This is a genomic window from Lacrimispora sp. (genome assembly GCF_036758025.1).
Lineage (GTDB): Bacteria > Bacillota > Clostridia > Lachnospirales > Lachnospiraceae > Lacrimispora.
Map to the genome: position 1 here is coordinate 25,981 of NZ_DAIOXM010000037.1, position 6,752 is coordinate 32,732.

The 6,752-nt window shown below is 46.7% G+C and carries 6 protein-coding genes; all 6 read left to right on the plus strand.

All coding sequences use genetic code 11. The features are described from left to right. The first annotated feature begins 60 nt into the window (after window positions 1-60). Window positions 61-1,365, plus strand: coding sequence for an ATP-dependent Clp protease ATP-binding subunit ClpX (gene clpX, locus V7M78_RS20695; protein ID WP_333652690.1), 1,305 nt, complete (start codon window positions 61-63; stop codon window positions 1,363-1,365). 100 nt (window positions 1,366-1,465) lie between these two features. Continuing rightward, window positions 1,466-3,772, plus strand: coding sequence for an endopeptidase La (lon, locus tag V7M78_RS20700; protein ID WP_333652699.1), 2,307 nt, complete (start codon window positions 1,466-1,468; stop codon window positions 3,770-3,772). Continuing rightward, window positions 3,769-4,368 (plus strand): ribosome biogenesis GTP-binding protein YihA/YsxC, encoded by a 600-nt coding sequence (gene yihA / locus V7M78_RS20705; RefSeq protein ID WP_333652693.1) that lies wholly within the window; start codon window positions 3,769-3,771, stop codon window positions 4,366-4,368. The genes lon and yihA overlap by 4 nt, the downstream gene beginning before the upstream one ends. 73 nt (window positions 4,369-4,441) lie before the next feature. After that, window positions 4,442-5,314, plus strand: coding sequence for a transporter substrate-binding domain-containing protein (locus tag V7M78_RS20710; protein WP_333652695.1), 873 nt, complete (start codon window positions 4,442-4,444; stop codon window positions 5,312-5,314). A gap of 27 nt (window positions 5,315-5,341) precedes the next feature. Continuing rightward, window positions 5,342-6,136, plus strand: a complete 795-nt coding sequence (locus tag V7M78_RS20715; RefSeq protein WP_333652701.1) for an amino acid ABC transporter permease — start codon at window positions 5,342-5,344, stop codon at window positions 6,134-6,136. Then, window positions 6,137-6,752 (plus strand): ABC transporter ATP-binding protein (locus V7M78_RS20720; protein ID WP_333652697.1); only part of this gene is annotated, 616 nt, incomplete at its 3' end.

Genomic DNA, 6,752 nt, shown 5'->3' on the forward strand with positions numbered 1-6,752 from the left:
GGGTATACCACTATGCCCAAAATGCATGGGCGATTTATAAGGAAAGCATGAGGTGTATATATGCCGATTAGAACAGATGACAAGATCAGGTGTTCTTTTTGCGGAAAGTCCCAGGACCAGGTAAAGAAACTGATTGCCGGTTCCAATAATGTTTACATTTGTGATGAATGCATTGACTTGTGTGCAGAGATATTAGAGGAAGAATTCGACGGTCAGGAGGAGGCACAGTCACCTGACTTCGGTGAAATCAATCTGATGAAGCCCAAGGAAATCAAGGAGTTTCTGGATGACTACGTCATTGGTCAGAATAGTGCAAAAAAGGTACTGTCTGTCGCAGTCTATAACCATTACAAGAGAATCACTTCCAGGAAAAAGCTGGATGTGGATGTGCAAAAGAGCAATATTCTCATGTTAGGACCTACCGGTTCCGGCAAAACCTATCTTGCTCAGACCCTGGCAAAGGTTTTAAATGTTCCTTTTGCCATTGCAGATGCAACTGCCCTGACAGAGGCCGGCTATGTAGGCGAGGATGTGGAAAATATCCTTTTAAAGCTGATTCAGGCTGCTGATTATGACATTGCCAGAGCAGAATATGGAATTATCTATATTGATGAGATCGATAAGATCACAAAGAAGTCAGAAAATGTGTCTATCACCAGAGATGTTTCCGGTGAGGGCGTACAGCAGGCCCTATTAAAGATTCTGGAGGGAACCGTTGCAAGCGTTCCGCCTCAGGGAGGAAGAAAGCATCCTCACCAGGAACTTTTGCAGATCAATACCACCAACATTCTGTTTATCTGCGGAGGAGCCTTTGACGGATTGGAAAAAATCATTGAACGCCGTTTGAGCGCAGGCTCCATCGGTTTCAATGCGGAAATAGTTGATAAGAACAAGACAGATATTGACGGTCTTTTAAAGAAGACCCTGCCTCAGGATCTGGTAAAGTTCGGACTCATACCGGAGTTTATCGGCCGTGTGCCGGTTACCGTATCCCTGGAGCTTTTGGACAGGGAAGCTCTGGTAAGAATTCTGACAGAACCGAAAAATGCCTTGATCAAGCAGTATCAAAAGCTGTTTGAGCTGGATGACGTAAAGCTGGAGCTGACCAAGGAAGCAGTGGAACGGATTGCAGAACTGGCAGTGGAGCGTAAAACCGGAGCCAGAGGACTGCGTTCCATTATGGAAAGCGTCATGATGGATATGATGTATGAAATCCCGTCTGACAGCAGCATTGGAATCTGTACCATTACCAAGGAAGTTGTGGATCAGGAAGGCGAACCGGAGCTGGTTTACAGGGATATGACAGTTCCCAGAAAGCCGCTGGCTCCAAAACGTAGAAAAGATAAAACAGGCGAGATCGCATAGATCCCTGCATGAGTCAGGAAGGTGTTACAGCGGAGAAGACCTGCTGCAACACCTTTTTGGATGCGAAGGAGAGAAGGTAACAGTGGATAAAACAATTACAATGCCAGTCATTGCCTTAAGGGGCATGACAGTTCTTCCGAAAATGATGCTGCATTTTGATATCAGCCGGAAAAAATCAATTGCGGCTGTGGAAAAGGCCATGGTGGGAGATCAGAAGGTATGTCTGGTCACCCAGAAGAACACAGAGGAGGCTGATCCTGGAATTGATGATCTGTTCCAGATCGGTACAGTGGCCCTTATTAAGCAGCTTGTAAAGATGCCTGACAATGTGATTCGGGTTATGGTGGAGGGTCTGGAGAGGGCGGAGCTTTTAAGCCTGGACAGCCAGGAGCCTATGCTCATAGGAGAAATTGTGAAGACCCAGGAAGTAAATCCTGCCATTGACTATATCACCATCCAGGCCATGATACAGATTACCCAGGATAAGCTGGAGGAATACGGAAGGGAAAATCCCAAGGTAGGCAAGGAAGTGGTTCCTCATTTAAGAACCATCACAGACCTGGGCGAATTGCTGGATCAGGTCGCCGTCCACCTTTCCTGGGATTACCGGATCCGCCAGCAGGTGCTGGAAAGCTTTTTGCTGGAGGACCGGTATGCTCTTGTCATGAGAAATTTAGTGACTGAGATTGAGGTTTCTAAAGTAAAACGGGAGCTTCAGTCCCAGGTGAAGGAACGGATTGACAAGAATCAGAAGGATTATATCTTAAGAGAGCAGTTAAAGGTAATCCGGGAAGAGCTGGGAGAGGACAATCCCCTGTCTGATGCCGATGAGTACACCAAACGGCTGAAGGCCTTAAAAGCGGACAAAGAGGTTCAGGAGAAAATCCGGAAGGAAATTGAGCGCTTTAAGGCAATGCCGGGAGGAAGCCAGGAGGCCAATGTGGTCCGCATGTACCTGGAAACAGTCCTGGATCTGCCGTGGAAAAAGATGTCCAGGGACAACAATAACATTACCCATGGGGAAAAGATATTAAACGAAGACCATTACGGCCTTGAAAAGGTAAAGGAACGAATTCTGGAATATTTAGCTGTCAGGATTCTGACTAAAAAGGGCACCAGCCCCATCGTATGTCTGGTAGGCCCTCCGGGAACCGGAAAAACCTCCATCGCCCGTTCCATGGCCAGAGCTTTAAACAAAGAATATGTGAGAATCAGCCTGGGAGGCATCCGGGATGAAGCGGAGATACGCGGACACCGCAAGACTTATGTGGGAGCCATGCCCGGAAGGATTGTGGAAGCTTTAAGGCAGGCAGGAGTCAGCAACCCTCTCATGCTCCTTGATGAGATCGACAAGGTAAGCAGGGATTATAAGGGAGACACCTCCTCCGCTCTTTTGGAGGTGCTGGACAGCGAGCAGAATGTGAAGTTCAGGGACCACTATGTGGAAGCTCCCATTGATTTGTCCAACGTGCTTTTTGTAGCAACTGCCAACACCACAACCACCATTCCCGGCCCTCTGCTGGACCGTATGGAAGTAATTGAAGTGAGCAGCTATACGGAGAATGAAAAATTCCATATTGCAAAGAATTATCTTGTAAGGAAACAGAGAGAAAAGAACGGCCTTAAAGAAAAGCAGGTGACCATATCGGATGGAGCCTTAAAAAAGATCATTCACAACTACACCAGAGAAGCCGGAGTGAGAAATTTGGAACGGCAGATCGGCTCTGTATTCCGTAAGGCAGCAAGAGAGTTCCTGGAGGGCGGAAAACAGGTCATAGAGATCCGGTCAAAGGATTTGGAAAAATACCTGGGCAAGGAAAAGGTGACCTTTGAAGATGTGAATGAAGAGGACCAGGTGGGAACTGTAAGAGGGCTTGCATGGACCAGTGTAGGCGGCAACACTCTTCAGATTGAGGTCAATGTGATGCCCGGAAAGGGAGCCCTTCAGATGACCGGACAGATGGGCGGCGTCATGAAGGAATCTGCCCAGACGGCACTCAGCTATGTGAAGTCAGTCTGCCCTGATTACCAGGTAGCAGAGGATTACTTTGAAAAACACGATATCCACCTTCATATTCCTGAGGGAGCGGTGCCAAAGGATGGCCCTTCTGCAGGAATCACCATAGCCACCGCCATACTTTCCGCCATTACCAATCATAAGGTCTATGCAAAGGTAGCCATGACAGGAGAAATCACCCTCCGGGGCAGAGTTCTTCCTATCGGAGGCTTAAAGGAAAAAATCCTGGCTGCCCGCATGGCCCATGTGGAAAAGGTCTTAATCCCTGATAAGAACCGCCCGGATATAGCGGAGCTGTCAGAGGAAATCACAGGAGGGCTTGACATTGTCTATGTGAAGACCATGGCGGAAGTGTTAAAGGAAGCGTTCAGTGGAAAGGAAACCGTATGATTATTAAAACCGTAGAACTGGAAACCGTTTGCGGCATAACCAGCAAACTTCCGGAGAATATCAAACCGGAGTTTGCCTTTGCCGGCAAGTCCAATGTGGGCAAGTCCTCGCTGATCAATGCCCTGATGAACCGCAAATCATTTGCCAGGACATCCTCCCAGCCGGGAAAGACCCAGACCATTAACTTTTATAACATCAATGACGCATTTTACTATGTAGACCTTCCAGGCTACGGCTATGCCAAGGTGGCCCTGGAGGTAAAAGCCAAATGGGGGAAAATGATTGAGAACTATCTCCATAAATCTCCCATGCTCCGCTGCATCTTTCTTCTGGTGGACATCCGCCATGAGCCCTCGGTCAATGACAAAACCATGTATGACTGGATTGTGCACAACGGCTTTCATCCGGTGATCATAGCCACCAAACTGGATAAGATCAAACGGAGCCAGGTATCAAAAGCCGTAAAGACCCTGCGGACAGGCTTAGGGCTTGGACCCGATGAAATCGTCATTCCCTTCTCTGCAGAGACGAAACAGGGAAGAGAAGAAATATGGGACATGATATCAGAAGTAGTAAATAGTATTGACAAGGAGTAAAAATCTTTTTATACTGTTCACAAATGCGGATTTGCTATAACGCAAACTTTCACAAGATGAGGAGAAAACGATTATGAAAAAAACTATGAAGAAAATTGCCTCTGCCTTTTTAGCAGCAGCTTTGGCAGCAGCATCCTTAACAGCCTGCGGAGGCGGAAATTCAGCAGCCGGAACATCAGCAGCCGGTGGAGACGGAAAAAAGGTATTAAAGGTTGCCATGGAGTGCAGCTATGCACCCTATAACTGGACTCAGCCTACAGATGCAAACGGAGCAGTTCCCATTTCCGGAAGCTCTGACTTTGCTTACGGCTACGACGTTATGATTGCCAAAAAGGTTGCTGACGAGCTTGGCTATGATTTAGAGATCGTAAAGCTTGACTGGGATTCTCTGGTTCCAGCAGTTCAGGCTGGAACAGTAGACTGTGTTATTGCAGGCCAGTCCATTACAGCAGACCGCCTTCAGTCCGTAGATTTTACAGACCCATATTATTATGCTACCATCGTCACCCTGGTAAAGGCCGGAAGCAAGTATGAGAATGCAAAAAGCGTTGCAGATTTAGCCGGCGCTGTCAGCTCTTCTCAGATCAACACCATCTGGTATGACGGCTGTCTGCCTCAGATTCCGGACGGAAAGATCCAGCCTGCTCATGAATCCGTACCTGCTATGCTGGTAGCGCTTAACGCCGGCGGCATTGACCTGGTAGTGACGGATAAGCCTACCGGACAGGCTGCTTTAATCGCTTATCCTGATTTCAGGCTTCTTGATTTTACCGGAACAGAAGGTGAGTTCCAGGTTTCTGAGGAAGATATCAATATCGGCGTTTCCTTAAAGAAAGGCAATACAGAATTAAAGGATGCCATCAACGGTGTGCTTTCTAAAATGAATGAAACAGACTTTGACAAGATGATGGAAGATGCCATCGCAGTACAGCCATTGTCAAACTAATACAAAAGGAGAAGATAAAATATGTCCCTGCCATCAGATTTTTTGGGAAGAATCATAGTTATTCTGCAAGGGTATGGACCGTCATTTCTCAGCGGAGTGGGGAAAACAATGGTGGTTGCCGTTGTAGGTACCTTAATCGGCTGTATCATCGGTTTTGCAGTGGGAATTATTCAGACAATTCCTGTTGCGAAAAATGATAACGTGATCAAGCGGTTCTTGTTACAGATTATAAAAATCATATTAAACATCTATGTAGAGGTATTCCGGGGAACCCCTATGATGGTTCAGGCCATGTTTATTTATTTTGGTTTCTCCATGTTGTTTCAGATTAACATGTCTGTTTCCTTTGCCGCTTACCTGATTGTTTCCATTAACACCGGAGCCTATATGGCAGAGACGGTGCGAGGCGGAATTCTGTCCATTGACTCAGGACAGACCGAGGGAGCCAAGGCCATCGGCATGACTCATTACCAGACCATGGTCAATGTGATCATGCCTCAGGCCCTGCGCAACATCATGCCTCAGATCGGCAACAACCTGATCATCAATATCAAGGATACCTGCGTGCTCTCTGTCATCGGCTTTGTGGAGTTGTTTTACACCACAAAGGGAGTGGCCGGAGCCTACTATACCTATTTTGAAGCCTTTACCATTGCAATGATCCTTTACTTTGTACTGACCTTCACCTGTTCCAGAATCCTCCGGCATTGGGAGAAGAAGATGGACGGTCCGGACAGCTATGATCTGGCTACTACGGATACCCTGGCTTATACCAGCGGTATGGTGAAGTTCCCCAATCCAAGAGACAAGGAGGACAAGTAAATGGCAGGCGAAAAATTGTTGGAAATTCATCATTTAAGCAAGACCTTTGGAACCAACGTGGTACTGCGGGATATTGATTTCTCCGTCAATGCCGGTGATGTGACCTGTATCATAGGCGCTTCCGGTTCCGGAAAATCAACATTGCTGAACATTATCGGGATTCTGGACGAGGCAGATTCCGGTATTTATGAGCTGGACGGTTTTCCGATAAAAAACCTTACTGAAGTAAAAGCCGCCGAATATAGAAGCCGTTTTCTTGGGTTTATTTTTCAGTCTTTCAATTTGATTAATTATAAAACAGCTCTGGAAAATGTGGCGCTTCCTTTATATTATCAAAATGTTTCCAGAAAAGAGAGAACGAAGAAAGCAGAGGAATTCCTGGAAAAAGTAGGATTAAGACAATGGGCAGAACATCTTCCTAGTGAACTTTCCGGAGGACAAAAACAAAGAATTGCCATTGCAAGGGCACTCATCACAGATCCGAAATTGATTCTGGCAGATGAGCCAACCGGAGCATTGGATTCTAAAACCACTCACGATATTATGAAGCTGCTACAGGAGATCAATAATGAGGGTAAAACCATTGTTGTCGTAACACACGAACCGGATGTTGCCG

Bases quoted from the DNA above. Each gene is read 5' to 3' on its own strand.
- clpX (WP_333652690.1), top strand. From the start codon at position 61: ATGCCGATTAGAACAGATGACAAGATCAGGTGTTCTTTTTGCGGAAAG.
- lon (WP_333652699.1), top strand. From the start codon at position 1,466: ATGCCAGTCATTGCCTTAAGGGGCATGACAGTTCTTCCGAAAATGATG.
- yihA (WP_333652693.1), top strand. From the start codon at position 3,769: ATGATTATTAAAACCGTAGAACTGGAAACCGTTTGCGGCATAACCAGC.
- V7M78_RS20710 (WP_333652695.1), top strand. From the start codon at position 4,442: ATGAAAAAAACTATGAAGAAAATTGCCTCTGCCTTTTTAGCAGCAGCT.